Annotated in this window: 21 protein-coding genes and 1 pseudogene; 12 read left to right on the forward strand and 10 right to left on the reverse strand. The window is 59.8% G+C overall.

The window, feature by feature from the left end; all coding sequences use genetic code 11:
• Nucleotides 1–6 precede the first annotated feature (6 nt).
• From WGT02_RS36785 to WGT02_RS36815, 7 genes and pseudogenes are all read right to left on the reverse strand, one after another.
• Nucleotides 7–1,332 carry an LLM class flavin-dependent oxidoreductase gene (locus WGT02_RS36785; protein ID WP_040680798.1) on the reverse strand — a complete coding sequence of 442 codons (1,326 nt, stop codon included), beginning with the start codon at nt 1,330–1,332 and terminating at the stop codon, nt 7–9.
• On the reverse strand, nt 1,329–2,546 hold the full coding sequence (locus WGT02_RS36790; RefSeq protein ID WP_024315071.1) for an acyl-CoA dehydrogenase family protein: 1,218 nt from the start codon (nt 2,544–2,546) through the stop codon (nt 1,329–1,331). Before WGT02_RS36790 ends, WGT02_RS36785 begins: the two co-directional genes overlap by 4 nt.
• A 32-nt stretch (nt 2,547–2,578) precedes the next feature.
• Nucleotides 2,579–3,650: pseudogene (locus WGT02_RS36795) on the reverse strand (IS630 family transposase).
• 103 nt (nt 3,651–3,753) lie between these two features.
• A protein-coding gene (locus tag WGT02_RS36800) for an IS630 family transposase (protein WP_208245220.1) occupies nt 3,754–4,814 on the reverse strand; the annotation gives its coding sequence in 2 pieces (ribosomal slippage) (nt 3,754–4,322 and nt 4,322–4,814; 1,062 coding nt in all).
• Between the two features lie 84 nt (nt 4,815–4,898).
• The gene (locus WGT02_RS36805; RefSeq protein WP_208245218.1) at nt 4,899–5,240 is read right to left on the reverse strand and encodes a DUF3088 domain-containing protein; all 342 of its coding nucleotides are present in this window, start codon (nt 5,238–5,240) and stop codon (nt 4,899–4,901) included.
• 10 nt (nt 5,241–5,250) lie between these two features.
• The gene (locus WGT02_RS36810) at nt 5,251–6,609 is read right to left on the reverse strand and encodes an LLM class flavin-dependent oxidoreductase (RefSeq protein WP_208245216.1); all 1,359 of its coding nucleotides are present in this window, start codon (nt 6,607–6,609) and stop codon (nt 5,251–5,253) included.
• 11 nt (nt 6,610–6,620) lie between these two features.
• The gene (locus WGT02_RS36815; protein ID WP_208245213.1) at nt 6,621–7,799 is read right to left on the reverse strand and encodes an acyl-CoA dehydrogenase family protein; all 1,179 of its coding nucleotides are present in this window, start codon (nt 7,797–7,799) and stop codon (nt 6,621–6,623) included.
• A gap of 305 nt (nt 7,800–8,104) precedes the next feature.
• On the opposite strand from WGT02_RS36815, the gene WGT02_RS36820 reads away from it, so the two are divergent.
• From WGT02_RS36820 to WGT02_RS36845, 6 genes are all read left to right on the forward strand, one after another.
• Nucleotides 8,105–9,460 (forward strand): LLM class flavin-dependent oxidoreductase, encoded by a 1,356-nt coding sequence (locus WGT02_RS36820; RefSeq protein ID WP_208245211.1) that lies wholly within the window; start codon nt 8,105–8,107, stop codon nt 9,458–9,460.
• A 9-nt stretch (nt 9,461–9,469) separates the two neighbouring features.
• Nucleotides 9,470–10,306, forward strand: a complete 837-nt coding sequence (locus WGT02_RS36825) for an ABC transporter ATP-binding protein (protein ID WP_024315076.1) — start codon at nt 9,470–9,472, stop codon at nt 10,304–10,306.
• A 23-nt stretch (nt 10,307–10,329) separates the two neighbouring features.
• Nucleotides 10,330–11,406, forward strand: a complete 1,077-nt coding sequence (locus WGT02_RS36830; RefSeq protein ID WP_024315077.1) for an ABC transporter substrate-binding protein — start codon at nt 10,330–10,332, stop codon at nt 11,404–11,406.
• A gap of 23 nt (nt 11,407–11,429) precedes the next feature.
• Nucleotides 11,430–12,248 carry an ABC transporter permease gene (locus WGT02_RS36835; RefSeq protein ID WP_024315078.1) on the forward strand — a complete coding sequence of 273 codons (819 nt, stop codon included), beginning with the start codon at nt 11,430–11,432 and terminating at the stop codon, nt 12,246–12,248.
• A gap of 3 nt (nt 12,249–12,251) precedes the next feature.
• A complete protein-coding gene (locus WGT02_RS36840) occupies nt 12,252–13,019 on the forward strand; it encodes an ABC transporter permease (protein ID WP_208245209.1) in 768 nt (255 codons plus the stop codon).
• Nucleotides 13,020–13,503: 484 nt separating this feature from the next.
• Entirely contained in the window at nt 13,504–15,102 is a 1,599-nt protein-coding gene (locus WGT02_RS36845; RefSeq protein WP_024315080.1) for an ABC transporter substrate-binding protein, read from the forward strand.
• Between the two features lie 836 nt (nt 15,103–15,938).
• Here WGT02_RS36845 and WGT02_RS36850 read toward each other — a convergent pair.
• On the reverse strand, nt 15,939–16,706 hold the full coding sequence (locus WGT02_RS36850; protein ID WP_208245636.1) for an SDR family NAD(P)-dependent oxidoreductase: 768 nt from the start codon (nt 16,704–16,706) through the stop codon (nt 15,939–15,941).
• Nucleotides 16,707–17,167: 461 nt separating this feature from the next.
• On the opposite strand from WGT02_RS36850, the gene groES reads away from it, so the two are divergent.
• Nucleotides 17,168–17,464 (forward strand): co-chaperone GroES, encoded by a 297-nt coding sequence (groES, locus tag WGT02_RS36855; protein WP_037120589.1) that lies wholly within the window; start codon nt 17,168–17,170, stop codon nt 17,462–17,464.
• Between the two features lie 58 nt (nt 17,465–17,522).
• Entirely contained in the window at nt 17,523–19,157 is a 1,635-nt protein-coding gene (gene groL, locus WGT02_RS36860) for a chaperonin GroEL (RefSeq protein ID WP_208245207.1), read from the forward strand.
• Nucleotides 19,158–19,537: 380 nt separating this feature from the next.
• On the opposite strand, the gene WGT02_RS36865 is transcribed toward groL, so the two are convergent.
• Nucleotides 19,538–20,545, reverse strand: a complete 1,008-nt coding sequence (locus tag WGT02_RS36865) for a LacI family DNA-binding transcriptional regulator (protein WP_024316629.1) — start codon at nt 20,543–20,545, stop codon at nt 19,538–19,540.
• A gap of 221 nt (nt 20,546–20,766) precedes the next feature.
• Here WGT02_RS36865 and WGT02_RS36870 point away from each other — a divergent pair, with 221 nt between their 5' ends.
• From WGT02_RS36870 to WGT02_RS36885, 4 genes are read left to right on the forward strand one after another with little or no spacing between them, the layout of a single operon-like run.
• Complete coding sequence (locus WGT02_RS36870) at nt 20,767–22,083, forward strand: alpha-L-fucosidase (protein ID WP_029710224.1); 1,317 nt, start codon at nt 20,767–20,769, stop codon at nt 22,081–22,083.
• Between the two features lie 50 nt (nt 22,084–22,133).
• Nucleotides 22,134–23,354, forward strand: coding sequence for a sugar ABC transporter substrate-binding protein (locus WGT02_RS36875; RefSeq protein ID WP_208245205.1), 1,221 nt, complete (start codon nt 22,134–22,136; stop codon nt 23,352–23,354).
• Between the two features lie 39 nt (nt 23,355–23,393).
• Nucleotides 23,394–24,320, forward strand: a complete 927-nt coding sequence (locus WGT02_RS36880; protein ID WP_024316632.1) for a carbohydrate ABC transporter permease — start codon at nt 23,394–23,396, stop codon at nt 24,318–24,320.
• Complete coding sequence (locus WGT02_RS36885; protein WP_024316633.1) at nt 24,310–25,188, forward strand: carbohydrate ABC transporter permease; 879 nt, start codon at nt 24,310–24,312, stop codon at nt 25,186–25,188. Before WGT02_RS36880 ends, WGT02_RS36885 begins: the two co-directional genes overlap by 11 nt.
• Nucleotides 25,189–25,786: 598 nt before the next feature.
• Here the strand turns inward: WGT02_RS36885 and WGT02_RS36890 are convergent.
• Complete coding sequence (locus WGT02_RS36890) at nt 25,787–26,461, reverse strand: isoprenylcysteine carboxylmethyltransferase family protein (protein WP_024316634.1); 675 nt, start codon at nt 26,459–26,461, stop codon at nt 25,787–25,789.
• Nucleotides 26,462–26,484: the final 23 nt, after the last annotated feature.

Here is a 26,484-nt window from a genome sequence, read left to right on the forward strand (position 1 = left end):
CGTCTGTCATTCTGCTGCCGCAGCATAGGGATTGTCCGGACGGGCAAGACCGAGATGATCGCGCAGTGTCCGACCGCTATATTGGTGCCTGAAGAGCCCGCGTCGACGCAGGATCGGAACCACCTCGTCGACAAAGACATCAAGCCCATGGGGCAACACGTCCGGCATCAGATTGAAGCCGTCCGCCGCACCAGCGGTAAACCAGGTTTCGATGTCATCGGCGATATCCTTCGGCGTGCCGACAATCGTACGGTGCCCGGTGCCACCGTTGAGCGCACGGATCAAACCTTGAACCGTCAATCCCTCTCGCCGTGCGAGCGCCACGGTTGCGCGGAAGAATGTGTGACCGCCTTCGGCCGGCAGCGGTATGTCACCTGGCAACGGAGCGTCGAGTTCGAGCCTCCGGCGATCGACCTGCAGCACACCTGCCAGCCGCGCAAGACTGTATTCAAGAGGGATCAGGTCGCGCAACTCGTCCTGGCGGCGCTTGGCTTCTGCCTCAGTGCTTCCGATGATCGTGGCCAGGCCCGCCAGCACCAGGATACTGTTGTCTGGACGGCCATAGAGGGTAGCGCGCCGGCGAAGATCTCGCACATAATCCAGCGACTCCTCGAAGGATTGCGAAGCGGAGAAGACGGCTTCGGCATGCTCGGCGGCAAGCTCCCGCCCATCATCTGAGCCGCCTGCCTGGACGATAACCGGGTGACCTTGAGGCGGGCGGGGAATGTTGTGCGGTCCATGAACTGAGAAGTGCTTTCCGCTGTGGGCGATCGGATGGACCCGACCGGCATCGACGAAGCGGCCTGTCGTGGCGTCGCCGATGAAGGCCTCTTCCTCCCAACTGTCCCAGAGCGCCTTGACCACGGCTGCGAATTCACTGGCGCGCTCATAGCGGCTTGCGTGGGCCACAGGCTTTTCAAGGCCGAAGTTTCGGCTTTGCGCCAGGTCTGCGCTGGTGACCATGTTCCAGCCGGCGCGCCCGTTGCTGGCGTGATCGAGCGTCGCGAAACGCCGGGCGATGTTGTACGGCTCGTTATAGGTCGTCGAGGCGGTGGCGATCAGACCTATCCGCTCCGTGTTGGCCGCGACCATGGCCAGAACGATGGTCGGTTCAAGTGACGTCAACGGTCTGAAATCAACCCGGTCGGAGATCGCCGCCTGGTCGGCAAGGAAAACCGCGTCGAAGGTACCGCGTTCGGCAATCTGGGCGACCCTGACGTAGTGGTTGACGTCGAAGGACGCTCGCGGATCGCTGCCTTCCATTCGCCACGCCGCGGGCGAGAAGCCGGAATGGAGGATATTGATATTGAGATGGAGCTGTCGTCCGCTCATTGGAAGATACCAGGCTCTGGATAGTCGCCGGTCAAAAACCAGGCGCCGACATTGCGGGTCTTGTATTCAGCAGGATTGTGGAGAGTGTGGATACGCACGTTGCGCCAGAAACGGTCGAACCCAAGGGGTCGTACAGCCGACCGGGCACCCATCACCTCGAAGATCTCGCTGGTGACTTCGAGCGCTACCTTGCCCGCCAGCACGTTGGCACAAGCAACCGCGATCGCCGTTGCGCCGCGCTCTTGCGCTGTCAATGCGGCGCCCTTGGCGTAGGCGGAATCCATGGCCGATGCCGCCCTATCCGCCAATGCGGTTGCAGCCTGCACCTTTGTCCATAATTCGCCGTATTGCCGCTTGATCCAGGGATCGTCTGAATGGCGTTCGACACCGGAATAGATCCATGGGCGCGACGTCGTGACGGTGTATTCGCGCGCTGCGATCAGGGCACCCTGCGCGCTGCCGACGAAGACGTTGAGAAGAACGCTCTGCTGTTGCTGGGGTATGAGAAGCGCGCTCGGATCCTTCGGGCGTTCTAAGAGGATCTCGTCATCCCTGACTGTTACGTCCTTGTAGAAGACGCGGCCGCTACCCGTCTGACGCTGGCCGATGCCGTCCCAGTCGTCGGCAATGGTAATGCCGGCCCGGTTGGCAGGAATATAGGCGACGTTTCGCGCGTTCGTCTTCTCGTCTTCCCAGGCGACCATCAGATAGTCGGCGACATGGGAGCCGGAGGCGAATGGCCGATCGCCATTAAGCAGGACGCCACCTTCGACCTTTCTGCCAAAGAGGCTTTTGGAAAAGCTATTCGTGGTGTTGCCCCAGAACCAGCGACCCTCAGCCGACCGTCGCAGGATCGCGGCGGATCGTTCGTCGCTCCCGCTCGTCACGGCGTTCTGGATCGGACTGAAATGATATCCGAACAGATGAGCGAGCGAACCGTCGACCTTGGCGAATTCGCGCACGATGCGCAGCGCCGTCGAATAGGGTTGCCCCTCACCGCCAAACTCTGTGGGAATGAGCAGATTGACGAGATCGCTTTCCTTGAGACGCCGGATCTCATCGCTCGGGCGCCCGCCCTGTTGATCCCGCTCGGCGGCGTCGAGCGCAAAGATCTCTCTCAGTTCGATTGCCTTGGCAAGGTAGGGATTGGTCTGGTCCTGTTCGAAAAGAGCGGGTGGCAGAGCTGGTTCGAAGCTCGTGGGCTTTACGGTCATCGTCTTTCCTCCGTCATACCAACGAGCGCTAATCAAAACCGGTGCGCCCAATCACGCATTCCAATTGACATGATCTTCCACGGCTGCGCGACCAGCTTGTTCCATGCGTCACAGCAATGGGAAACGATGTCGTCGTAGTCTTTGAATATCCGGTTGGACAACCAGTTCTCCCTCATAAATTGCCACAGGTTCTCGACAGGGTTCAATTCGGGCGACCGCGGCGGCAGGAACAGCAGGGTGACGGTGTCGGGTACTTTGAGTTTCGGCGTGACGTGCCATCCAGCCTGATCAACGATCAGCACGGCATGAGCACCTTCATCGACCGCCTGGCTGATTTCGAGCAGATGCTGGTTCATGGCATGGTTCATGGCATCGGTGTCGCAGTAGGGAAGAACAAGGCCCGCAGCTTTGCCCTTCTTGGGGCAGATGGCGCCGAAGATATAAGTCCACATCGTGCGTTGATCGAGTGGTGCCGAAGGCCTTGTGCCCTTGCGTGCCCATCGTCGGGTGATCTTGTTCTTCTGCCCTATCCGAGCTTCGTCGGCCCACCAGAGCTCGATCTCGATGTTCTTGGGGAGCCTGCTTTTGATGGTTGCCAGTGTGGCGGGGAAGTTTTTTTAAAACTCTCCAGGTCACCCTCGTTCTGGGCGTAATGGCGCGGACGAGCAGACAGCTTTGCAAAGCCGAGCGCCTTCAATTCGCGGCCAATGGTCGTCTCGTCCACAGAGATCCGGTATTCCTGGAAAGCCATTGAACCAGATCCTTGCGCCGCCAGCGAACGACGCCATGCACTGCTGGTATCGGCCCGCTTTCGACAATCTTCGCCAAAGCCTGGCGATGCACAGCGGAAAGCTTTCCTTGATTGCCAGGCGCTTTGCCGTTGATGAGCCCTGACGGACCGCGGGCATTGAAGCGCATAACCCAATCGCGGACAATCTGCAGGGTCACGCCTCCGATCCTGGCCGCGTCGCTGCGTGAATGACCATCATAGATTTCGGCAAGGGCAAGAAGCCGCCGAGCCTGTGCCGCATCCTTCGTGCTCTTGGCCAATGCCCGCAGGGCAAAACCGTCGAAGTCATCGCGCAGTGGAATTCCCAATGTCATCCGCAAACCTCCGTTTGCGACAGAGATTCAGAATTCAACTGATTTGGAAACCGCAAAACGAGTCAGAAACCGCTCACGTTGGTATCATACCAACGAGCGCTAATCAAAACCGGTGCGCCCAGTCACGCATTCCAATCGACATGATCTTCCACGGCTGAGCGACCAGCTTGTTCCATGCGTCGCAGCAATGGGCGACGATGTCCTCGTAATCTTTGAAGATCCGGTTGGACAACCAGTTGTCACGCAGAAATTGCCACACGTTCTCGACGGGATTTAATTCGGGCGAGCGTGGCGGCAGGAAGAGCAGTGTGATGTTGTCGGGCACATCGAGCTTCGGCGTGACATGCCACCCCGCCTGATCAACGATCAGCACGGCATGAGCGCCGTCATCGACGGCCTGGCTGATTTCGATCAAATGCTGGTTCATGGCGCTGGTGTCGCAGTAGGGAAGAACGAGACCCGCACCTTTGCCCTTCTTGGGGCAGATAGCGCCGAAGATATAGGTCCACATCGTGCGTTGATCGTGTGGTGCCGAAGGCCTTGTTCCCCTGCGTGCCCATCGCCGGGTGATCTTGTTCTTTTGGCCTATCCGAGCTTCGTCGGCCCACCAGAGCTCAATCTCGACGTTCTTCGGGAGCCTGCCTTTGATGGCTGCCAGTGTGGCGGGGAACTTTTTTTAAAACTCTCCAGGTCGCCTTCGTTCTGGGCGTAATGGCGCGGGCGGGCAGACAGCTTTGCAAAGCCGAGCGCCTTCAATTCGCGGCCAATGGTCGTTTCATCGACGGATATCCGATATTCTTGGAACAGCCATTGAGCAAGATCCTTGCGCCGCCAGCGCACAACGCCATGCACCGCCGGTATCGGGCCACTTTCGACGATCTTTGCCAAAGCCTGGCGATGCACGTCGGAAAGCTTTCCTTGATTGCCGGGTGCTTTGCCATTGATGAGCCCCGACGGGCCACGCGCATTGAAGCGAATAACCCAGTCGCGGACAATTTGCAGGGTCACGCCTCCGATCCTGGCCGCATCGCTGCGGGAATGGCCATCATAGATTTCGGCAAGGGCAAGAAGCCGCCGAGCCTGTGCCGCATCCTTCGTGCCTTTGGCCAACGCCCGAAGAGCGAAGCCGTCGAAGTCATCGCGCAGTGGAATTCCTGATGTCATCCGCAAACCTCCGTTTGCGGTATTGATTCAGAACTCAACTGATTTGGAAACCTCAAAAAGAGTCAGAGATCGCTCACGCTGGTATCAGTCGTGAAGTCGTGGAAAACCGTGCCGCTCGGCAAGCAGCTCGAGAATGCGACCGGTCTTGGTGACGAAACGCTTGCCTTTCCAATCGGCAGCATCGGGCGGCGCGTTGGCGGAGAGAACCAGCACCGGCAAAGACTGGTTCTCTTCGCCCAGCGCCTCGATCACGCGCGTTCGCGGACGAGGGAAGGGGACTCTCTCCACGTCGATCCGGGATGCAAGCTCGGGGAAGCTTGCAAGCAACCCTTCGATCGCATTGCAGTAAGGGCAGATGAACGTCTGGCCAGGTCGCTTCGGGGCCGAGAAGCCGGGTGCGATGAGAAACAGTTTGTCGCGGCTCATTGTTGTTCTCCTATTCAGCCGCGACTGCGCCGCCGTTGGCAGCAAGGCGGTTCTCGGGACGTTTGAGGCCCAGGTTTTCCCGCAGCGTGGCCCCCTCGTATTCGTGGCGGAAGAGACCGCGACGCCGTAGCTCCGGCACGACGAGTTCGATGAAATCGGCAAGTCCCCCCGGCATGATCGGCGCCATAATGTTAAACCCGTCGGCGCCGTAGTTCTCGAAGCGCTCTTCCAAGGCATCGGCGATCTCGTTTGGCGTGCCGACGACCTGCCAGTGACCACGCGCGCCGGCGATGCGCAGATAGAGCTGACGGATCGAAAGGTTCTCGCGGCGGGCGAGGTCCAGAACGAGCGCCTGCCGGCTCTTGCCGGCATTTGTCGAAGGCGGATTTTCCGGCACCGGCCCGTCTAGCGGGAAGTCGCGAAGATCGACGCCGGAAAGCTGAGAAATCAGGTTGAGCCCGACCTCGGGCTGAATGAGCTCCTGAAGCGATTCGAACTTTTCCTGCGCTTCCGATTGCGTGTGACCAACGGTCGGGAAAATACCCGGCAGGATCTTCAGATCCTCGTGCGATCGACCGTATTTCGCGAGCCTTGCCTTCACGTCGGCGTAAAAGCCGGTGGCTTCCTCCAAGGTGATCTGGGCAGCAAAGATGGCTTCTGCTGTTCGGGCTGCAAGCTCCTTGCCGGGTTCGGAGGCACCCGCCTGGACGACGACAGGTCGCCCCTGCGGCGAGCGGGGAATGTTGAGCGGGCCACGGATCTTGAAGTGCCGGCCGCTGTGATTGAGGCGATGCAGCTTGGCTGGATCGAAATAGCGGCCGCTTTGGCGGTCGCGCAGGAAGGCGTCGTCTTCCCAGCTGTCCCAAAGGCCGAGCACGACATCTGCAAATTCCTCGGCCCGCTCATAGCGATCGGAGTGAAGGATCTGCGTCTCGTGGCCGAAATTGTAGGCCGCATCCGGATCCGAGGATGTCACGAGGTTCCAGCCGGCCCGGCCGCCGCTTAGTCGGTCGAGTGAGGAAAATTGCCGAGCAAGATTATAGGGGTCGGAGTAGCTGGTGGAGGCGGTGGCGATCAGGCCGATGTTGCGGGTAACCGACGACAGCGCCGAGAGCAGAGTGACCGGCTCGAAGGGATAGACACCGTTATGGGCATTGCGGCTTGCCGCTTCGACGTCCTTGATGCGTGCGGCAACACCATCTGCGAAGAAGATCGTGTCGAACTTCGCAGCCTCGGCAAGCCTTGCCAGTTCCAGATAGTGTTCAAACTCGGTGCCGACCGATGCCTTCGGGTGGCGCCATGCGGCGACATGGTGGCCGGTAAAGAGCAGGAAAGCGCCGAGCTTGATCTTATCCTTGCGTCTCGCCACTGCTGTTCCTTTCAGCGATAGATCGCCGGCACGGGAAATTCGCCCGTCAGCAGCCAGGTGCCGACGGTGCGTTTCTTGTACCTGGCGGGATTGTGGAGCGTATGGGTCCTGACATTGCGCCAAAACCGATCGAAGCCGTTGGCATTGGTGGCCGAGCGCGCGCCCATCAGCTCGAAAACCTCGCTCGAGACGGCAAGGCCGACTTCGCCGGCATAGACGTTGGCGGTTGCAATATCGATTGCAGCTGCGCCACGGTCGGCGAGGCTCAGCGAGGGACCCTGGGCGTAAGCCACGTCGAGACTGCGAGCCGCCTTGTCCGCGAGTTCCGTTGCCGCCAAGGTGCGGATATAGAGATCGCCGTACTGCCGCTTGATCCATGGATCGTCGACATGGCGTTCTACGCCTGAATGGATCCAAGGCCGCGAACTCCTCGTCGTATAGGCGCGACCCTCCTCCAGCATGCCCTGGGCGCTGCCGATGAAGACATTGAGCAGAACACTCTGCTGGAGGAGTGACGTGAGCGAGGAATAGGGCGTCAGCGGTACATCAGGCGAGCTGATCAGCTCGTCGTCATGAACCTGAAGATTGACGAAACGCACCGTACCGCTTCCGGTCTGCCTCTGGCCAATGCCATCCCAATCGTTTTCGATGACAATGCCTTCGCGATCGGCAGGCACGGCAGCGGTCAGCCGAGCGCCCTTGGCATTCTCCCAGGAGATCTGAATGTAGTCGGCGACATGCGAGCCCGAGGAGAATGGCCGGCTGCCATTGATGACCCAGCCCATTGCCGTCTTTTCACCCGATGATGTCCTCGACATGGCGTTTCCGGAATTGCTCCAGACCCAATTGCCCGCCGCGGAACCCATCAGCCATTTTTCCTTCTGGGCGGCCGAACCGCGAAACAGGATGAGGTTGAGCGGCAGATGGTGATAGCCGAAAAGATGGGCGAGCGAGCCGTCCGTCTTGGCGAACTCCCTGACGATCCGCAGGATCGTCAACCACGATGCACCCTGGCCGCCATATTCCCTAGCGATCTGCGCGGAGGGAAGAGAGCTTTCCTTCAAGAGCCTGATCTGCTCGACAGGTCTACCGCCCTGCTTGTCTCTCTCGACGGCATCGAGATGAAATGCTTTGCGAAGCTCAGTAGCCTTCGCCAAGAGTGGGTCATCAACGTCTGTTTCGAACGGCATACTGCCTCCCGGATGTCGGAGCAGGGATGTGCCCCTACCTTCGGCACCAACGGTTGGCCGGCTGACTGCTCAAGTCCAGAAATATCTGATTGATTTTACGGAAAGAAATTCTTTTCGGAGTTTGCAAAACGCCATTCTCGCCATGGACAAGATCGCCGTGGTTTGCGCGGCAGCAGAACGTCGTCATTCGAAACGCGGCGTTGCCGATTGCAAAAATCCTGCTTCGTCGAGCTAAATAGAATACTATTTCTATAGATAATACTTTGTGCTGTTAGCCTATCGTCTTCCTGACGACGGAGGCTGATATGAGTACCGCGCAACGACAGCTCAAACTTGGCGCCTTCCTGTATCCGACAGGCCATCATGTGGCTGCCTGGCGGCATCCGGAGGCACAAGCGGATGCCGGTTCCAACATCGCTCACTATATCGAGCTTGCGCAACTCGCCGAAGCGGCAAAATTCGATCTCATCTTCATGGCGGACGGCGTCGGTACTCGCGGTACCGACATCGACGCTCTGAGCAGGACCGCGGTACGCTACGTGGCGCAGTTCGAGCCGATTACGCTACTCTCGGCTCTCGCCACGGTGACAAAAGACATAGGCTTCGTCGCCACAGCGTCCACCTCCTACAACGAGCCCTACCATATCGCCCGGAAATTTGCCTCGCTCGACCACATCAGCGGCGGACGCGCGGGCTGGAATCTGGTTACCTCCTCCAGCGAGCACGAGGCGCATAACTTCGGCCGTGATGAACACTATGCGCATGCGGAGCGATACGAGCGCGCCGAAGAGTTTGCCGACGTCGTACGCGGTCTTTGGGATACCTGGGAAGAAGATGCGTTCTTGCGCGACAAGGAAAGCGGCATCTACTTCGATCCGGACAAGCAGCATATTCTCAATCACAAGGGCAAGTTCTTCAAGGTCAGAGGACCCCTGAACGTTGCCCGAGCGCCCCAGGGCCATCCCGTGCTCGTACAGGCGGGATCGTCGGAACCAGGCAAGGAGCTTGCCGCGCGCACCGCGGAAGTCGTCTTCACGGCGCATCAGACGATCGAGGATGCGCGGGGCTTCTATATCGACCTCAAGGGCCGCCTGGCCAAATACGGACGCCGGCCCGACGAGCTGAAGATCATGCCGGGGATCTTCCCGGTTGTCGGCCGAACGCAGGCGGAAGCCGAAGGCAAATTCCAGGAGATCCAGGATCTCATTCACCCGGTCGTCGGCCTCTCGATGTTGAATGGCATGGCTGGCGGCGTCGATCTTTCGAAATATCCTCTGGATGGTCCCGTTCCCGGCGTGCCTGAGACGAACGCGAGCAAGAGCCGCCAACAGCTGCTTGGCGACCTTGCCCGACGCGAAAACCTGACGATCCGCCAGCTCTATCTGAGGGTCGCCGGCGCGCGAGGGCATTGGCAGATTGTCGGAACGGCGAGCCGGATCGCGGACGAGATGGAACACTGGTTTACGACCGGCGCCGCCGATGGCTTCAATGTGATGCCGCCACACCTGCCGGTCGGACTGCGAGACTTTGTTGAACTGGTGCTGCCCGAACTGCGGCGGCGTGGTCTGTTTCGCACTGAATACCAGGGCAGGACCCTGCGAGAGAATCTCGGGCTCAGCGTACCTCAACATCCGGCGCGCCTTCAGGCCGCGGCAGAGTAGGGGCACAAAATGAACCGGCCCCATCTTACAGTCGAGCATATCACCCGGCAGTTCCAAATCGACGGCGAGCCGCTTGTCGCACTTGACGATATCAACCTCGATATTGCCGAAGGCGAGTTCGTGACGATCGTCGGCGCCAGCGGTTGCGGAAAGTCGACGTTGCTGCGTCTTTTCGCCGGTCTGGATGTCGCGACATCGGGCACCATTCGCCATGCGGGCGAGGCAGTCAACGAGCCTAGCCTCGATCGCGGCATCGTCTTTCAGGAACCGCGCCTCTTTCCCTGGCTCACGGTCGAGAAGAATGTCTCCCTTGGCCTTTTGAACAGCAGACTGCCAAAGGCGCAAAAGTCGGAACTCGTGCGCGACCATCTGGAGCTGGTCGGGCTTTCCCGCTTTGCCAATGTCTACCCGTACCAGCTGTCGGGCGGCATGGCGCAGCGCGCCGGTATCGCCCGTGGCCTCGTCAGTCGGCCAAACGTCCTGTTGCTCGACGAGCCCTTCGGCGCGCTCGACGCCATCACCAAGGCGCATCTGCAGGACGAGCTGGAGGAGATCTGGGCCAAGGAAAACATCACCATGGTGATGGTCACGCATGACGTCGAAGAGGCGGTCTATCTCGGGGACCGCGTCGTCGTGATGTCACCGCGCCCAGGCCGCATCCGTGAAATCATACCGGTCAGGCTGGCGCGTCCGCGCCGCCGCACATCCAGCGAGATTGCCAGTGCGCGCGATCGCGTCCTGAAAAGCCTTCATGCGACGGGCGAGAACACGCAGTCCCAGGCCAAGGGGTCTAAGCCATCCGATGACGGCGGTCGCACCGAACGCACGGTTGCTCTGGCGAGGTAAGCTTCACAAAACGGAGAGAAATCATGAAACGCGCATTTCTGTCACGACTGGCCGTCAGCCTCGCCCTGATGCTTGCCGCCGCGCCGGTCACGGGCCAGGCGGAGGAGCCGCTGGTTATTCATGTCGGCTATGCCGCCATCGGCGTCGACAATCGGCCTTATGCGGAAGGCACCTCTGCCGCGACCGCACGGGCCGGTGAATTTCTGGAAAAGGAATTCGCCAATGATCGGAACGTTAAGATCGAGTGGACCTTCTTCAAGGGCGCTGGCCCTGCCGTCAATGAAGGCTTTGCCAATGACCAGCTCGACTTCGCCTATCAGGGCGATCTTCCTTCGCTGATCGGCCGCGCCAACGGTCTGAAGACGAAGTATCTCCTTGCGAGCGGCGCGCGAAAGCCGCTCTATCTCGCCGTGGCGAAAGCCTCCGGCATCAAGTCGATCGAGGATCTGAAGGGTCGCAAGATTGCCCTCCAACGCGGCACGAACGGTCATCTCGCCGCCATCAAGGTTCTCGAGGCGCACGGCTTGAAGGAGCGCGACGTTCAGGTCGTCAACCTCGACAGTGCCGGCACGGTTGCTGCATTAACCAGCAAAGACATCGATGCGGCCTTCGGCGACACGCAGTTGATCAACCTTGCCGCCAAGGGTGCCGCCGACGTCATCTACACGACGAAGGGTGACGATCCGCGCTTTGGTCGCAATGCGGGTATCATCGGCCGGGAGGCATTTATCGATGCCCATCCGGAGATTACCCAGCGGGTCGTCGATGCGTTCGTCAAGGCGGCGCAATGGTCGTCCGATGAGCCCAATCGCGCAGCCCTTCTCGAACTGTGGCACAAGTCCGGAACGCCGGTTCCGATCCTCGAGGAATACTTCAAGGGCGATGCGCTTGCCTATCGCAATTCGCCGTTGATCGATGAGCTCCTCGTCTCGCAGTACAAGGAGCAGGGCGAAAAGAGCAAGGAATTCGGGCTCATCCGCCGCGATGTCGACCTCGAAGGCTGGTTCGAGCCACGTTACCTGAACAGCGCGATCGAGCGCTTCGGCCTGCTGCACTTCTGGCAGGCTTACGGCGCCGACGGCAAGCCGGTCGCCTCGTAAACCGGGACCGGAGTAGCAGGCTAATGGCAACCTATCTTGAACGTTCTGGCCATGACGGCATCAAGGACTGGCCGAGATATCTCAGGGGACTGCTCTTTTCGCTCTTAGCCTTGCTTCTTCCCGTACTGCTGATCTCAGTCTGGTGGCTTGCCTGCGCAAGGGGGTGGCTGCCAGAGCAGATCCTTCCGGCACCCGCCTATGTGCTGCAGACGGGCCGCGATATGATTGCGAGCGGTGAACTGCTCTATCACGCCGCAGTCAGCTTGCGGCGCGTGATCTTCGGTTTTGCGATCGGTGCGGTGTTCGGTCTGGCGCTTGGCATCGCCATGGGGCTGTCGCAACGCGCCGAAGACTATATCAAACCGCTCTTCCTCGCCTTTGCGCAGATCCCGACGCTTGGGTGGATTCCGCTCCTCATGCTGCTGGTCGGTATCGAGGAGACGCTGAAGATCATCATCATCGCCAAGGGGGCGCTCGTCCCGATTGCGCTCAACACCTTCTCGGGTATCCGCAACGTTCCCGGCAAGTATATTGAAGTCGGAAAGGCGCTGCGTTTCAGCCGCTGGCAGACGCTTCGGCTGATCGTTCTGCCCGCTGCCGTTCCGTCGATCTTCACCGGAATCCGCTACGGCCTCACGCACGCATGGACATCGCTCGTCGGCGTCGAGTTGCTGGCATCGTCCGAAGGGCTTGGATACCTGCTCGTCTGGGGCCGGCAGATGTTCTGGCTGGATACCGTGATCGTCGCGATGATTGTGATCGGGCTCATCGGCTTTGCGATGGACAAAGGACTGAGTGGCGCCGAGGTCTTCATTCAGCGCTGGAAGAAAGAGGGGCTTTAAACGATGGCCGCCACATCAACGGATACCGTCCGCCTCCGGCGGGGCCTCACGCTTCCATTTCTTCTTCTCGTCGCATGGGAAGCTTCCAGCCGCTTGGGGCTCGTGGATCCACGCTTTTTGCCATCCATCGAGGATGTCATTTCGACGGCCAAGCGCGAGATCATCGACAATGGTCTGACGGGACAGCTCGGATCGAGCCTGTTGCGCAATCTTGCCGGCTTCCTGATCGGCTGCGTTTTCGGCGTCAGCTTCGCTACGCTGGTCGCCGTTACCCGAACGGGGGATCGGCTGATCATGCCGACCTTCAACGGCCTCAAACAAATTTCCCTGCTGGCGTGGATTCCGCTGATCTCGGTATGGTTCGGTTTTGGTGAGCAGGCGAAGGTCGTGTTTGTTGCGCTCGCTGCCTTCATCCCCATCGCTCTCAACACCTATGACGGCATCAAGGGCGCGCCAGCCGATCTGGTCGAGGTCGGCCGTTCGCTGCGGTTCAGCCCGTGGCAGCGCATCACCAGAATCTACCTGCCCTCGGCCCTGCCGGCGATCGCAACCGGCATTCACCTCGGCCTGATATACTCGTGGTTGGCAACGGTTGGCGCGGAATACTTCCTCGCGGTGGGCCCAGGCATCGGCGGCCTTGTGATTGCCGGGCGCGAGCGTTTCGATATGGCATTGGTGATGGTTGGCGTGATCATTCTCGGCCTCGTCGGGTTTGCACTCAACAGGCTGGCTGGCGCGGCCGAAGCAAGGCTCCTGCGCTGGCGCAGTTGAGAGCAGCGAATTTCAAGCTTCCCAACCGAACGTCGTTTCTCTTGTCCACGAATGTGGCGCTTCGGGTTTCGAGCCGACGGGCAATGGCGAGGGCTGTTCGGGCAGGGACGAGGGTACAAGGCTGCGCGAGCCTCGGCGGCCTGACACGGCCGGACAACAGGTTTCTCGCTGGTTTTTGATCCGTACCGCGCGAACCGGCCCACCGACCATCGCGCCCTACGATACGGTTTTTGCCAATCCTTTTGCGGGGTTTGCCGCTGCATACGATATTTCTTCGTTTCCCTTTTTGCTTCGCCGGCGCAATCGTCCTGCTCGGTGCGAAGCTGCCGGAGCATGCGCATTCTCGCAATCTCGTCAGCGGGACGAAAAATCTTCTGCGCGCAGTTATTCTTTCCCATGCGAGAAGAAACTTTGACTTCGTGTTTCGGCACGCGAGACGGATGCTTCTGTCGAGGACCATTTCGGAACCAAGAGGAGCCTTCGCGTGTCCATCAACCGTCGTAGTTTCAATCAGTTAATTCTGCTTGCCGGCGCGGGTGCATTTCTTCCGTCGATCTCCTTCGGGCAGGGCGCCGCGCCAGCTTCCGGCGGCACCTTGAATTGGATCTACCGCGTGGATCCGGGCAACGCATTGCTTGCGATCAACACGTCGTCGGGAACCGGCCAGGCCATCGGTCCGAAGATCGTCGAGGGGCTCCTGACCTTTGACTTCGACGTCAAGCCGCAGCCACTCTTGGCAACCGACTGGGCCGTCTCTGAAGACAATCTGCGCTACACGTTCAAGCTCCGTAAGGGTGTCAAATGGCATGACGGAGCCGACTTCACCTCCGCCGACGTTGCCTTTTCGATCCTGCGGCTGAAGGAGGCTCATCCGCGCGGTCGCATCACCTACCAGAATGTCGTCGAAGTCCAGACACCTGATCCGCTTACCGCCATCATCGTACTATCCAAGCCCGCACCCTTCCTGCTAGCGGCACAATCGAGTTCGGAATCGCCGATCGTTCCGAAGCATATCTTCGAGAGGCTCGCACCGGGCGATGGCCAAACCCTGCAGACCACGATCGGCACCGGGCCCTTCAAGCTGACGGAATGGGTGCCCGGCAGCCATCTGATCTTCGAGCGAAACACGGACTACTGGGATGCCGGAAAGCCCTATCTCGATCGCATCATCCTGCGCGTGGTGACGGATCCGGCAGCGCGGTCTGCCGCCTTGGAGACGGGCGAGGCCGACATAGGCGACAATCCCGTGCCGCTCGCTGACCTCGACCGGTTGAAACAGGATCCCCATCTTGTCGTTGACACCACCACCTACGCCTATTCAGGTCCGCAGCAGCAGTTGTTCTTCAACTACGACAATCCGCTGTTCGCCAAGCGCGAGGTGCGGCTTGCCATCGCCAAGGCAATCAATCTGCAAGAGATCGTCGATGTTGCGCTTTACGGCTATGCGCAGGTTTCGCCGAGCCCCGTCAGTACGGCATTGCCGAAGTGGTACGATCCAAGCGTTGTGGCGCATCGGTTTGATCCCGTCGCTGCCGAAAAGCTCCTCGACGAGGCAGGCTATCCGCGCAAGTCGGACGGAAAGCGCTTCGATCTCCGGCTGACATACAATTCCTATCTGCCGCAAGGCTATGCCGATGTCCTGAAAAGCCAGTTGGAAAAGATCGGCATCGGCATCGAGATCAAAAAGTACGACCTCCCCACATTCTTGAAGACTGTCTACGCCGACAGGGCCTTCGACTTGGTGGTGGAGTCTCTCTCGAACACCTTCGATCCTTCCCTCGGCGTCCAGCGCGCCTATTGGAGCAAGAATTTTAAGATCGGCCTGCCGTTTTCGAATGCGAGCCACTACGCCAATGCTCAGGCAGACGCGCTGCTCGAGGCGGCTGCGATAGAGCCGGATGAGAATAAGCGATGGGAGACCTGGAGCAAATTCCAACATCTCATCCACGACGAAGTTGCTTCCGTCGACCTCGTTGCTGCTGGTGCGCAGATCGTTGCCAACAAGCGGGTGAAGAACTTCGTTACGGGATCGCAGGGGCTGAACTGGAGCTTCGGCGACCTGTGGATCGATCCGAACGCTTGAGATCAAGGATGGATAGAAAAGCGCCACATTGATCGATTGGCTGGGTGATGGGATTAAACTGGCGGCACTCGACATCGGGCCGGTTGAGGGGATCGGCTGTGCCTTACCGCTGTGTTTGCGACGCGCAACGGCGACGTTCGATTTCTTCAGGGATTCCAGACCGCGTATCGCTCGATCAAGTAGCGCGTGCCACTGCGACAAGCGCGGCCTCCACATCGGGGTTCCGCTCGCCCGTCGTCCGCTTCACTGTCGCGTATATGTTCTCCAGCTCCACATGGGGGATGCCATGAGTCTCGGCGAACTCAACGCTCGTGCCAGCTCCTCTGCGGAGATAACCCGCTTGTAAGGGGCATTGACCGTCCCGAGCACAAGTGCATGGACAGCCAAGGGGCTGTGATGAATTGAGCAGTGAAGATTGCTCAGGTCATTGCCGTGCGGCGAATATGGTTCAATCCCACATGGTTGTCATGGCGTGGTCCGGTTGACGCTGGGATGTCCGCCGCGGTGAGTGCTTAGCGCTTCCTCATCATATCACGAGTGCGGCCATCGCAGCGGTGGTGCCTTCTTCCGTCACGATTCCCCGCGCGTTGGATCGCCCACAGAGCAAATTCGCTACAACTGCTCGCCTGGCGTCTCGTTGCCCGCAGCGAGAAACCGGAAAACCGCTGTGATCACCATCCCAGCCGCGTCCGGTTCACACGGCCCGCGCTCGGAGAGGAGGGATGACGATGCAGCCCGAAAGTTCCACGAAGAAACCCAGCGCTGCCCGAAGAACAACCGATGACCAAGGGCCTTCGACGACGTCCCCTTCCTGAAGAGCAGTGCGTCCCGAACGCTCAAAACAGCCTGACGCCTGTCAGATGTGCCAGCCTAGCCATCAGCCTGTCCTGATAATCCGGGCCTGTAACTTCCGCAGCGGGTCGACGCTGCTGGCGGTGATGCCAATAGGCACCGTTGATCTTTGCGTCTTCGTCGTCGCTCGTCGCCAGCCAGGTCTGGGTCTGATGACCCATTTGAAGATCATCGGGCGCTCCGGCACCGCCCATCTTGGTTGGCACCCAGCCGGGATCCACCGCATTGCTGAGGACATCGGGCCAGTGCCGAGCAACGGCCGCTGCGATGGTGGCCACGTGAAGCTTGCTTTCGGAATAGGCCTGGCTTGTATTCCAAGCGCGCGTTTTCCAGTCGATATCATCGGTGGAGCTACCGCCACTCTGGTGCATGCCGCTGGTAAGGTAGACCAGACGGTCAGGTCGGTCGATCAATGCCGTGAGCAGGTATGGTGCCAACGTGTTGACAGCCAGGATCTTCGCATGACCTTCGGGTGTGTTCCCACGGCTCCTCTCGGAGTAGATGCCGGCATTGTGGATGACGGCGTCCATCTGTCCGACCTCATTGACCTGTTCAGCAATGGAACGCGTCTCCGCATCGCTGCTGAGATCGCCGATGACCACCGCCAAGGCTCTGGTTCTAAGATTTGCGACGGCCGAGGCCCTGTCGTTGGAGCGCGCATGCAACACGACCTCATGGCCTTCGTCTATCAAGGTGCAGGCCGCAGCCAGCCCCAGTCCGTCGGTTGATCCAGTAATGAAAACGCGGCTCACGTCGATACCTTTCAAAATTCCATCTCCAGCGGAGATAGGTAAAGGTGCGAGCCCGACCACCCCTTCATGTGTGACTACGGCCCGCACCGCCTGAAGTCGAATTGTCTGTATTCGTGCGGATCCTTTTCAAGCCCGGCGCCGGGACCATGATCCGGACAGCGAGATCGAAGCCAATCTTGCCGTGTGCGTCGGCGTTGTCTTAAATTAATTCATTGCCGCTCAGGCAATTTAGGCACATCGTCTTATCTTCAGCGGTCATTTTCAGGGCGCTGTTGATTGGGGCCATCAAACCCTACTTCAAACAGAGGGCGTCATGCCTCAGGGCACACAAGCGATTGCCCGAAATCTAAGGCCAGGAGCCAGGTGATGCACGCCAGGGAAAAACGACTTTATCGAAAACGCTTCATCGGCCAATGCCGCGTCAGTCGTTTGACCGGCGGATGATCAAAGGGATTAGACAAATGGCAAGCACCAATTTCCGCCCCCTTCACGATCGCGTCGTCGTCCGACGCGTTGAGTCCGAAGGAAAGACCAAGGGCGGCATCATCATTCCCGACACCGCCAAGGAAAAGCCGCAGGAAGGCGAAATCGTCGCCGTCGGTTCCGGCGCTCGTGACGAGTCCGGCAAGGTCGTCGCTCTCGACGTCAAGGCGGGCGACCGCGTCCTGTTCGGCAAGTGGTCGGGCACCGAAGTCAAGATCAACGGCGAAGACCTTCTGATCATGAAGGAAGCCGACATCATGGGCATCATCGGCTGATCCAGCCGTTTTGCTCATTATCCGAAGTCGCTGACAACCCTATTCAGGAGTTCTCAAAATGGCACCTAAAGAAATCAAGTTTGGCCGCGCCGCGCGCGAAAAGATGCTCAAGGGCGTCGACATTCTCGCTGACGCAGTGAAGGTAACACTCGGCCCGAAGGGTCGTAACGTCATCCTCGACAAGTCCTTCGGCGCTCCGCGCATCACCAAGGATGGCGTCACCGTCGCCAAGGAAATCGAACTGGAAGACAAGTTCGAGAACATGGGCGCCCAAATGGTCCGCGAAGTTGCTTCGAAGACCCACGACATCGCCGGCGACGGCACCACGACTGCAACGGTTCTCGCCCAGGCGATCGTTCGCGAAGGCGGCAAGGCGGTCGCAGCTGGCATGAACCCGATGGACCTGAAGCGCGGCATCGATCTCGCCGTTGCTGAAGTCGTCAAGGATCTCCAGGCCAAGGCCAAGAAGATCAACACGTCTGGAGAGATTGCCCAGGTCGGCACGATCTCGGCAAACGGCGAAAAGGAAATTGGCGCTTATATCGCCGACGCCATGCAGAAGGTCGGCAACGAAGGCGTCATCACCGTTGAAGAAGCCAAGACCGCCGAAACCGAACTCGAAGTCGTCGAAGGCATGCAGTTCGACCGCGGCTACCTCAGCCCCTACTTCGTGACAAATGCCGAGAAGATGGTGGCCGAGCTGGAAGATGCTTACGTGCTGCTGCACGAAAAGAAGGTCTCGAACCTGCAGGCAATGCTTCCGGTTCTCGAAGCTGTCGTTCAGAGCGGCAATCCACTCCTCATCATCGCTGAAGACGTCGAAGGCGAAGCGCTTGCGACCCTCGTCGTCAACAAGCTGCGCGGCGGCCTGAAGATTGCTGCCGTCAAGGCTCCTGGCTTCGGCGACCGCCGCAAGGCCATGCTCGAAGACATCGCGATCCTGACCGGTGGTACGGTCATCTCCGAAGACCTCGGCATCAAGCTCGAATCCGTAACGCTCGACATGCTCGGCCGTTCGAAGAAGGTTTCGATCTCCAAGGAAAATACGACGATCGTCGACGGCGCTGGCGCCAAGTCCGACATCGAAGGCCGCGTTGCCCAAATCAAGGCTCAGATCGAAGAAACCACTTCGGACTATGACCGCGAAAAGCTGCAGGAACGCCTTGCCAAGCTCGCTGGCGGTGTTGCCGTCATTCGCGTCGGCGGTTCGACGGAAGTCGAAGTGAAGGAAAGGAAGGACCGCATCGACGACGCGCTCAATGCGACGCGCGCTGCCGTTGAGGAAGGCATCGTACCGGGCGGCGGCGTCGCTCTGCTACGTTCGTCCACGAAGATCACCTCCAAGGGTGAAAATCAGGATCAGGAAGCCGGCGTGAACATCGTCCGCAGGGCGCTGCAGTCGCTGGTGCGCCAGATCGCTGAAAACGCAGGCGACGAAGCCTCGATCGTTGTCGGCAAGATCCTCGAAAAGAACGAAGACAACTATGGCTACAACGCCCAGACGTCCGAGTATGGCGACATGATCGCCATGGGCATCGTCGACCCGGTCAAGGTTGTGCGCACGGCTCTGCAGAACGCAGCTTCGGTTGCTTCGCTGCTGATCACCACCGAAGCCATGATCGCTGAACTGCCCAAGAAGGAATCCGCTGGCGGCGGCATGCCTGACATGGGTGGTATGGGTGGCATGATGTGAAGCAATTTCATCTCGGATGAAATTTGAGTGATTGGATTTTTGCTCCGTTCGAGCGACTGGGACGGGTCGTTCGTGGTCGCGCCTTGCACGTATCGAGTGACGCCTTCGTTGACACCTTGCTGTGGGAGCAGAACGCAAGACTGGCTGGCTGATTGCCGAGCGGCTGGGCTGGAGCGCCCTTATCGGATGCAGTCGCTATCGGGGGTCCGGGCCTATGCGGTAGGGACGCTCGGTGACGCGGACGGCGTTTTCGTGGTGGGCGAGACCAGTTCCTGAAGAAGGGCGCGCGCTCGGTCGGGTGGCCCGGCAACATTCCGGGACGGCTTTGCGGCTTGAAAACTGCCAGGTGGGTGTCTTCCCGATGACGTCCTTGAAAAGCGTTAGAGTCGCTTGGTTGATTCTCCGCGGACGAATCTCGGTGTTAGAATGAGGTCTTGCGGGCGCGCGGCGGCGCCTTCAGGACTTTGGATTCTTGCCAGCAGGCGCTGTGCTGTCAGTTCGCCGAGCTTTTGGGCGTCCTGTACCACCATCGTGATGCGGGGCGTGATCACGCTGCTCCAAGGAACGTCGTCGACCATTGCCAGCGACACGTCGTCCGGGCAGCGGAAGCCCATCTCCTGCATCACCTGCAGGGCCGCAAGGCCCATCATGTTGTTGGCGCCGATGATGGCGGTCGGTCGATCACGGCGAGCCAGCAGGCGCATCGCTTGGGTATGGCCGCCGGCCCGCGTGTAGCCGCCTTCGACCACCAGCGAAAGGTCGACTTCCACGCCAGCACCGGCCATCGCTTCCATATAGCCCGTCAAGCGCTCGTCGGCGGTGTACAGTCCGGCCGGGCCCGAGATGAAGGCGATGCGTCTATGACCGAGCTGCAGCAGGTGTTCCGTCAGAATCGTGGTGGTTAGCGGGTTGTCGGAGCCGACGAAGTCGCGCTCGGCGCCTTCCACCCTTTGGTCAAACATGACGATCGGGGTCTTGAAGTCGCGAAGGAATGCGGCGTAATCCTCGCCGCGCCCGTTTGTCGCCAGCACGATGCCGGCCACCTTCTGCGCTTCCAGCCGCTCCAGCAACGCCCGTTCAAGGTCCGCCTTGCCGGAGGAGTCGGCGATCAGAACGAAATAGCCGTTGTCCAGCGCCTGGTGTTCTATCTCGCGGCGGATGTCACCAAAGAACATATTTCCCAGATTGGCTGAGACAAAGCCGATCAGCGAGCTGCGTCCGCGTGCCAAGGTCTGTGCTACCGGGTCGACGCGGTAACCGGTTGACTTTACCGCCTGCTGAATGCGGTCGAGCGTCTCGGCGCCGACCCGCTTCGGGCTGTTGAGCGCGAGCGAGACGGTCGAGATCGAAACTCCCGCAAGGCGCGCTACATCTCGGATGGTGGCCATTATGATCGAACCGGTTCTAAGCCCTTCTTGTGACAGATTCTTCTTGCCTGCGCAACACACCGCTGCTCAATTTGCCTGCGTTTCAAGGCGTTCGTTCAAATTGCGTGAACCTTGATTCCTGCTTGACAGCCAGGATATCAAGGAAGATGATCAAGATGCCGAACCGGTTCGATACGAGGGCTTGAACCGGAAACGAGGAGGAGAGGCCTGTGGCGATTGCAATGCATCAGTCGGGGAATCCGGCATCCGGGGAGGTGGACAAGCATGCATGGTTCAGTCGCGACCGTCTGGGCCTGTTCATCCATTGGGGCCTCTACGCACTGGGAGCCAGGCACGAGTGGTTGAAAAACCGCGAGGAACTAGATGATGAGCGATACCAGCGCTACTTCGATAATTTCGACCCCGATCTCTACGAGCCCAAGGAATGGGCTCGCCGGGCCCGCCTCGCCGGCATGAAATATGTCGTGGTGACGACCAAGCACCACGAAGGATTCTGCCTGTGGGACAGCAAGGTGACGGATTACAAGGCGACGAACACGCCTTGTGGCAAGGATCTGCTGACCCCACTGGTCGAGGCGTTCCGCGCCGAGGGGCTCAAAATCGGCTTCTATTATTCGCTGATCGACTGGCATCACCCGGACTTCCCGATCGACGTCCATCATCCGCTGCGCAACCATCCTGATGCGAAGGCGCTGAATGCCGGCCGCAACATGGCCAACTATGCCGCCTATATGCGCGAACAGGTGCGCGAGCTTTTGACCGACTTCGGCCGCATCGACATCATGTGGTTTGATTTCAGCTATCCGCGACGGGAATATCGCGGCCTGTCCGGCAAGGGACGCGCCGATTGGGAGAGCGAGCGCCTGGTTGAGTTGGTGCGCGAGTTGCAGCCAGGCATCATTGTCAACAACCGCCTCGATTTGCCGCTCGACGCCAACACCCTGCCCGACATGGTGACGCCGGAGCAGTATACGCCGCGGGTGGCGCCCACCATCGCGGGTCAGCCCGTGCGCTGGGAAGCTTGCCATACCTTCAGCGGTTCCTGGGGCTATCATCGCGACGAGGACACCTGGAAGAGCCCGGAACAGATCATCAAGCTGCTCATCGATTCCGTCGCCATGGGAGGCAACCTCCTGATGAATGTCGGTCCGACCGGCCGAGGTACGCTCGATGCGCGCGCCATCGGCGCGCTTGAGGTTTACCAGAACTGGATGGCCCTTAACGGGCGCTCCATCTATGAAGCCGGGCCGTCCGACTATCCGGTGCCGTCAGGCTGCCGCTACACCCAACGCGGCAACCGCCTCTACCTGCACGTCTGCGATTGGCCATACCGCCACATCCACATCGAGGGTATCTCCGACAAGATCGCCTATGCGCAGCTCCTGCACGACGCCAGTGAAGTGCGCTGGCTAAGCCACATCAAGGAGGTGGATTCCAATGTCGGCGTGACTGTGCCGGAAGGCATGATCACGCTCGAACTGCCGGTACGGCGGCCGAATGTCACCGTGCCGGTGATCGAGATCATCCTGAAACCTTAGCGTTCGACCCCACTGCGTATCCATTGCATTCATGGAGGGAGGAGAATCCCATGAAGGTTCTGAAGAAAGCGCTGTTGCTCGCCGCAGTCGGCGGCAGCCTCTTTGCTACGGCCGCGTCGGCTGATCAGGTCAACCTGACCTGGCAGATGTGGACCGGCTCAGAAGCCGATACCAAAACCTGGCAGCACCTGGCCGACATGGTGAGCGTCAAGCACCCGGACATCAAAGTGACGCTGCAGACGACGGGCTGGGTCGACTACTGGACCCGGCTGCCGGTGTTAGCCGCGTCGGGCCAGCTGGCCGACATCGTCTCCATGCAGTCGTTGCGCATGCCGAACTTCTATTCGCTGCTCGAGCCCCTCAATGAGAGGATAAAGGCGGACAAGCTCGACATTGGCGCCTTCACTCCCTCGATCATCGGTGGGATGTCGGTCGACAAGGAGCTTTACGGCCTGCCTTACGACGTTGGTCCATGGGTTATCTATTATAACCAGGACGCGTTCGAGGCCGCCGGCGTTCCATTGCCGAAGCCGGGCTGGTCGCTTGCGGAGTTCACCGACGCTGCCAAGAAACTGACAAAGGACGGCAATTACGGCTTCGGCGTCGCCCCGGTCAACTATTCGGTCATGGCTTCGGCCTGGGGCGACAAATACATCGATGACGCCGGGCAGCTCGACCTCGTCAATCCGGCTGCCATTGCCGCAGCCGACAGGGTGATCGGCTTCGCTGCCAAGGATAAGATTGCGCCGCTGGTGCCGTCAGGCAACGATGCTGGCACGGTCATCCAGGGTCGGTTCAATTCAGGCAATATCGCCATGTATGTCGATGGTCCCTGGTCCATCATTGGCATGAAGGACCAGGTCAAGTTCAAGGTCGGTCTCACCACCCTGCCACGCGACGCCGGCGAACTGGCGGCCGTAACCGCGGGCTCCGGTTTCGGCATTTCCACCACCAGCCAGAACAAGGATGCGGCCTGGAAAGCGATTCAGGTGCTCACCAGTCCAGAAGCGCTGTCGTACCTCGCTGAGAAAGGGCGTGCGTTGCCGGCGCGCACCGCTGCGCAATCGTCCTGGTACCAGGTGGCGGCCAAAGACATCACCAATGGTGGCGAGGCCCTCGACTACTCGTTGGCGCATTCCATACCCTATGCGATCACCAGCAATTGGGCGGCGGTGGAAAACCTCTTCAACCAGTATTTTCCTCCGGCCTTCGCCGGCAGTGCCGACGCCAAGCAGACGATGGAGACCATCCAGAGCCTCGCACAACAATAGCTCTCGCCGCGGCAGGAATTGCCGCGCACGGAGGAAAACATGTCAGAAAGCGCCGTCGCCGAAATTCCCATGCAGCCCAGTCAGTCGCGGCGCCTTCTGAGGCCAGATACGCAGACGGCAATACTGTTCCTGCTGCCGAGCTTCCTCGGCTTCATCGCCTTCATGGCGCTGCCGATCTTGGCGTCGCTGGCGCTCAGCTTCACCAACTGGCAGTTGATCTCGACGCCCTCCTTTGCCGGCTTTCAGAACTATGTCCGCCTCTTCACCGTTGATCCGGCCTTTTACACCGTATTGCGCAACACACTCTTCTTCGCCGTCGAGTATCTGACGCTGAACATCATCGTCTCGTTGACGCTTGCTGTCTGGATATCGAGCCTGAAGCACGGCAAGGCGCTCTTCCGGGTGATCTTCTTCCTGCCGACCTTTACCCCCACGATCGCAGCGTCGGTGGTATGGCTGCTCATCTTCACCCCTGATGGACTGGCCGACAGCCTCATCCGTTCGCTTGGCCTCGGCCTGCCGAATTTCCTGCTCAGCACGACCTGGGCCATGCAGGCGATCGTGCTTGTCACTCTGTGGGCCAATGTCGGTTACAATGTCGTGATGTTTAACGCCGCGCTCGACCTCGTGCCAAAGCACTATCTAGAGGCCGCGACGATTGACGGCGCCAACGCCTGGCAGCGCTTCTGGCGCATCCGCCTGCCACTGATCTCGCCGACGATCTTCTTTGCCACCGTGATGACGGCCATCACCTCGCTGCAGGTGTTCGATGAGATCTATGCGATGACCCGCGGCGGCCCGGGCTCGGCGACAGCCACGCTCGGCTTTGCCATCTACCAGAAGGGCTTCGCCAACTTCCAGATGGGCTACGCCTCGGCACTGGCCTGGGTGATGTTCGTCATGATCATGGCCTTGACGATCCTGCAATTCCAGATGCAGCGCAAATGGGTGCACTATGACGACTAGCGAGGGCGCCTTGCACCCGGATTCTGTGTCGCGGAACAAAACCCTGCGGCGCATTGGCACGTTCGTCAGTTACGCCGCGCTTTCGCTGATCGCGCTACTGTTCCTCTTCCCCTTCTTCTGGATGGTGTCGAACGCGGTACGCTCCAACGCGGAAGTCCTGGCCGTACCGGTCCGCATCCTGCCACAGGAGTATCAATGGGGAAACTTCGTCGAAGCATTGGTTTCCCTGCCGTTTGGAACCTTCTTGTTCAACTCCTTCGTGGTCGCTAGCGGCGTCACGGCGATCGTGATTGCGGTGTCGTGCCTTTCCGCCTACTCTTTCGCCCGGCTGAAGTTTCCCGGCCGGGAGGGTCTGCTGCTCGCTTATCTCGGCACGCTGATGATTCCGCAGGTGATGTTGGTCATCCCGCTTTTCCTGGTGGTCAGTAAGCTCGGCTGGGTCAACACCTATCATGGCATGATCCTGCCGATGGCGTTCGGCTCCTTCGGCGCATTTTTGCTGCGGCAGTTCTTTCTCGGCATTCCCAAGGATCTCGACGAGGCGGCGATGATCGACGGGGCTTCGCGCCTGCGCATCCTGGTCACGATCATCGTTCCGCTTGCAATGCCGGCCATCGGCCTGCTGGCGCTGTTCACCTTCATGGGGCAGTGGAAAAGCTTCCTGTGGCCGCTGATTATCACCAACGGCATGGACAAAGCTACGCTGCCGCTCGGGCTCACCTTGTTCCAGACACAGCAGGGCACGTCGTGGAACTACATCATGGCCGGCGCGGCCATCTCCATGCTGCCGGGCATCTTCCTGGCCGTCGTGCTGCAGAAGGTGATCTACCGGGGCATCGCCATTAGCTCCGGATTCGGCGGGCGTTAATTCCAGCCGAAAACACGCGAAACTGGCAGGCCGCCGAGGGAAACTAGCACGCGGCATTAACTGTCGAAATGGCGTTTTCGGCCTTGAGCACTGCTTGCGCCTCATCGGCGAGCGTGCCCTGGCGGTAACGAAGCCGTGGAGGACCGACTCTGTCCATGCTGCAAGCAATGAGACCAAATTCGTTATTGTCGAGGGTGCCTTCGAGAGGAAGCTCCCGCTGACGTCCAGGCAACAACTTCCCTCTCGCTTGACGCGCCTGTCGCTTGGACAGGGTTTGTACGACACGCGAAAGGCAAGGTCTGCTGAAGGAGGCAATCCCAATCCAATGCCCCGCACAAAGCGGTGAGACAGCTCTTTCGAGAAGCCAATTCGCTTTCGGCTGCGCGCGTGTGGTGTGCGATATCGACTTGACCTGCGCTTCCGGCAGTTGGCGTGCCCGACGCCTAGTCCGAGCTGGAGGAGGCAATCAGACGAGCACAGGAAGGTTCGACCAGTGTCCAAATGGCTTCGGTCACGTCGCCGAGCGTCACTTCCGTCAGTTGAATCGATCGAGCGTAAGCCCGCCATTGACCCTGCAGCCGATATTGAATCGCCGCCTTCACCAGACGCCGGGGACCAATCTCCACCGCACCCGATTGGAATAATCGTTATATCCAGGAAGCTCGGCCCGCAACAGCCGGTCTTCCCAACATGTGCGCAAGACGAGTAGCACTGCCGCCAGCGCAGCGGGACCGAGCGCCCAGAATGAGCCCAGCGCAAGCGCCATGCCGAAGAAGAGCAACAGCGCGGCGATATACCCGGGGTGACGCACAAAGCGGTAGGGACCGATGGAGATCACACGCTGATGTCGCTCGGACTGGATTCGGACGCCAGGCTCGAAGAACGGATTCACCGCCTGCGCCCATCCGGTCACGGCGATGCCCACGACCACACCGATATAGCCCAATAGCACCGCCCAGGCGGGAACAGTCGACCAATGGAACCGCCCGGCATCTAGCGCGGCGACCGGTAGGACCGCCGCCATCGCCGGCAGGATGACCGCAAGCAGCGCCTTGTCCCAGCTTTTCGTGCCCGCCTGAAACCGGCTGCGCGCGCGGTAAATAATGGGATTGACCCGGGCGAGCACGAGGGCCGAAGTGCCAAAACCCAAAAACAGAACTGCAAGGAATATCCATCCGGGCCGCCAAGCGATCGTGCCGGCCGGCAGGAAGATCAATTCAAGCAGCGAAAGCGGCAGACCGATCGCATAGGCAATTGCCGTGCTGCGCGACATTGCACTCGGCTCCCGGGGCTTTT

It is taken from the genome of Rhizobium sp. T1470, from assembly GCF_042140505.1.
Taxonomy (GTDB): Bacteria; Pseudomonadota; Alphaproteobacteria; order Rhizobiales; family Rhizobiaceae; genus Rhizobium; species Rhizobium favelukesii.

Bases quoted from the DNA above. Each gene is read 5' to 3' on its own strand.
- WGT02_RS36885 (WP_024316633.1), top strand. From the start codon at position 24,310: ATGACGACTAGCGAGGGCGCCTTGCACCCGGATTCTGTGTCGCGGAAC.
- WGT02_RS36820 (WP_208245211.1), top strand. From the start codon at position 8,105: ATGAGTACCGCGCAACGACAGCTCAAACTTGGCGCCTTCCTGTATCCG.
- WGT02_RS36880 (WP_024316632.1), top strand. From the start codon at position 23,394: ATGTCAGAAAGCGCCGTCGCCGAAATTCCCATGCAGCCCAGTCAGTCG.
- WGT02_RS36790 (WP_024315071.1), bottom strand. From the start codon at position 2,546: ATGACCGTAAAGCCCACGAGCTTCGAACCAGCTCTGCCACCCGCTCTT.
- WGT02_RS36830 (WP_024315077.1), top strand. From the start codon at position 10,330: ATGAAACGCGCATTTCTGTCACGACTGGCCGTCAGCCTCGCCCTGATG.
- WGT02_RS36805 (WP_208245218.1), bottom strand. From the start codon at position 5,240: ATGAGCCGCGACAAACTGTTTCTCATCGCACCCGGCTTCTCGGCCCCG.
- WGT02_RS36825 (WP_024315076.1), top strand. From the start codon at position 9,470: ATGAACCGGCCCCATCTTACAGTCGAGCATATCACCCGGCAGTTCCAA.
- WGT02_RS36815 (WP_208245213.1), bottom strand. From the start codon at position 7,799: ATGCCGTTCGAAACAGACGTTGATGACCCACTCTTGGCGAAGGCTACT.
- WGT02_RS36890 (WP_024316634.1), bottom strand. From the start codon at position 26,461: ATGTCGCGCAGCACGGCAATTGCCTATGCGATCGGTCTGCCGCTTTCG.
- WGT02_RS36870 (WP_029710224.1), top strand. From the start codon at position 20,767: ATGCATCAGTCGGGGAATCCGGCATCCGGGGAGGTGGACAAGCATGCA.
- groL (WP_208245207.1), top strand. From the start codon at position 17,523: ATGGCACCTAAAGAAATCAAGTTTGGCCGCGCCGCGCGCGAAAAGATG.
- WGT02_RS36840 (WP_208245209.1), top strand. From the start codon at position 12,252: ATGGCCGCCACATCAACGGATACCGTCCGCCTCCGGCGGGGCCTCACG.
- groES (WP_037120589.1), top strand. From the start codon at position 17,168: ATGGCAAGCACCAATTTCCGCCCCCTTCACGATCGCGTCGTCGTCCGA.
- WGT02_RS36835 (WP_024315078.1), top strand. From the start codon at position 11,430: ATGGCAACCTATCTTGAACGTTCTGGCCATGACGGCATCAAGGACTGG.
- WGT02_RS36875 (WP_208245205.1), top strand. From the start codon at position 22,134: ATGAAGGTTCTGAAGAAAGCGCTGTTGCTCGCCGCAGTCGGCGGCAGC.
- WGT02_RS36865 (WP_024316629.1), bottom strand. From the start codon at position 20,545: ATGGCCACCATCCGAGATGTAGCGCGCCTTGCGGGAGTTTCGATCTCG.
- WGT02_RS36785 (WP_040680798.1), bottom strand. From the start codon at position 1,332: ATGAGCGGACGACAGCTCCATCTCAATATCAATATCCTCCATTCCGGC.